Source organism: Candidatus Phytoplasma fabacearum, assembly GCF_030586805.1.
In the GTDB taxonomy this organism is placed as follows: Bacteria; Bacillota_I; Bacilli_A; order Acholeplasmatales; family Acholeplasmataceae; genus Phytoplasma; species Phytoplasma fabacearum.
This window is the reverse complement of record NZ_JAOSIM010000042.1, coordinates 1-2,368: the sequence shown is the minus strand read 5'-3', so window position 1 is coordinate 2,368 and position 2,368 is coordinate 1. Positions and strand designations below refer to the sequence as shown.

Here is a 2,368-nt window from a genome sequence, read left to right as displayed (position 1 = left end):
CCGCTTTTAAGAACTGCTGTAATTCTTGAGAGTTTCCATTCAAGAACCGTTCTTAGCCTTACAGTGTTTATCGCACTGGTGATTGGTGAAATCACACGATATTTAGGCCTCTTTGGCGCCCAGATAAATAATATAACTTTAACATAATTTTTTTAAACCTTTATTAAAAATTTAATATAATTTAATTTATATTTTTACAATCTATATTCTATAATACTTTAAAAAAATTTCGATAAAAAAATATAAATTATCAAAATATTATTTGAATTTTAAAAAGTTTAAAAAAATGAAAAATTAATTTATAATTTATTAATTATTTTGATATTTGTTATAATTTAGTTATATTTTTTTATAAATACCAAAAAAATTTAATTAATATATTTGACAAAAGTTAAATTAATTTTAAAATTCAATTTTTATTAAAAAAATTTACATTTTTTTAAATTAAATTTCTTTTAATAAATAATTAAAATTTTTTGATAATTGTATTTGTGCTTTTGAAAATAATTAAAAATAACTTTTTTATCTTGATATTAAATTCTTATCTTGAAATTTAAGAAAATTTTTTTATGGTCAAAATAAAAGTTATATGATTTGATTATTTTAATGATTAATAAACCAAATAACCAGTTGTGATACAAAAAGTGAGTCTTCAAAAGAGGATAAATTATGGCAAGCTGGATACCGGGAAATTTGCTTATGGGAGGCTATTTGTAATAGCTATCAGAAAGATAAATTTCGAGATCAAAACTTAAATAATCTATATATATAAATAAATTTTAATTAAAATTTATTTGTGATTAAATTATTTTTAAAAAATCAAATTTATATTATTTATTTAATATTATTTTAAAGTTAAAATTTAAGTGAATAATTTTATATAATAATATTAAACATTTATTATATTCATGATTATATTCATGGAATCAAATTAATGTTTTAAATTTTACTTCATACAATAAAAAATAATTTCATTTCTAACTAGAAAGAACATTAATTGAATGCATTTAAAAAAAATTTTTTCAACAAAATTTATGATTATTATTTTTACTTTAGGCATAATTATTTTAATGATTAATAATAAGTTTAATGATAAAGAATCAATGTTTCATTATAAAGAAGATTCTCAAAATTCTCATAATAATCAAGAACTAACAATTTTTGAATCAAAATCTGACTTTGGTTCTAAAAATCGCTTTAGTTACGGAATAAATAAAATTAAAATCACTTCGGCAAGATTTAATAATATAAAAGATTATATTTTGGAAAATACTGATAATATTCCTGATGATCTAACGCAAAGAGAGATACACGAAATAATTTCGATTCGCAATAAATATAAACAAAATTCTCAATTTTTAAAAAATAAAAAATCTCATATTGATAAAAATAAAGAAGAACTTAAAAAAAAAGAAGCTGAATATTTTGATGCTTATTATAAAGTTAGATCTTTAAAAGAGCGTTTTGAGGCTTTAGAAAAAAAAATATATATTCAAGCACTACAAATAAACGAATTGAAACCAAATTTTAAATGGGAATTTTTAAATGAGGATAATAATAATTTTTTTCAATATCGTCAATATTTATCTTATATGAATGCATTAGAACAAAAACTTTTACAAAAAGAAAAAGTTAAATCCGAATGGAAATGGTTAAATGAGGATAATTATCCTGACAAATCTGAAAAAATAGATTTAATCCAAAAAGATATATTATTGTTTATTAATGAAATAGAAAAATCACCTATTAAATCGAAAATTGCTAACTTAGAACAAGATTTGTTGCAAAAAAGATTATTTTTAAATTATCAAGAAAAACATCAACAAACAATAACCGAAGATTATGAAGAAAAAAATCAAAAATATCAACAAACAATTATTTCGAAACTTAAGTATTTATATGACATTACTTAATTATAAAAAATATTTTTAATTTACTAATATAAAAGATTTTTATGTTTGATATTCATTAAAATTCTTAAAAGCAGGTCACAACAAAGTAGTTAGTCAAGAAGATACCGCTACCAAATGGTTCTAAGGATAAGCCTGTAATGGCCTAAGAAGATAAGTAGATGTAATAAACGCACTTTTCCCCGTTCACTAAACAACCAAATGAAGAGGTTACAGTGATAACATTGAATAAAAAATAAAGAAAAGAATTAATAATAAAGACCAATTTTAAAATTGGTCTTTTTTTGTTTTTTAAAAAAAAGATAACCCTTCCAATAAAAAAATATGGAAGGAAGAAAAATGATAAAAGAAGGTATTTTTAAAAAAAAAAAAAAAAATAAAAAAGAGAAACAGAAAAGTTACTTACTCTTTTTTTAAAAAAAAAAAAAATATTAAAATAAAAAATTAAATTATTAAAA

1 protein-coding gene is annotated in these 2,368 nt (G+C 19.4%); it reads left to right on the top strand.

What is annotated here, in order from left to right:
- The first annotated feature begins 1,070 nt into the window (after window positions 1–1,070).
- The gene (locus OC705_RS02455; RefSeq protein ID WP_304514061.1) at window positions 1,071–1,913 is read left to right on the top strand and encodes a hypothetical protein; all 843 of its coding nucleotides are present in this window, start codon (window positions 1,071–1,073) and stop codon (window positions 1,911–1,913) included.
- Window positions 1,914–2,368: the final 455 nt, after the last annotated feature.

Excerpts from the sequence above, each read along its gene's own strand:
- OC705_RS02455 (WP_304514061.1), top strand. The coding sequence starts at position 1,071 with ATGATTAATAATAAGTTTAATGATAAAGAATCAATGTTTCATTATAAA.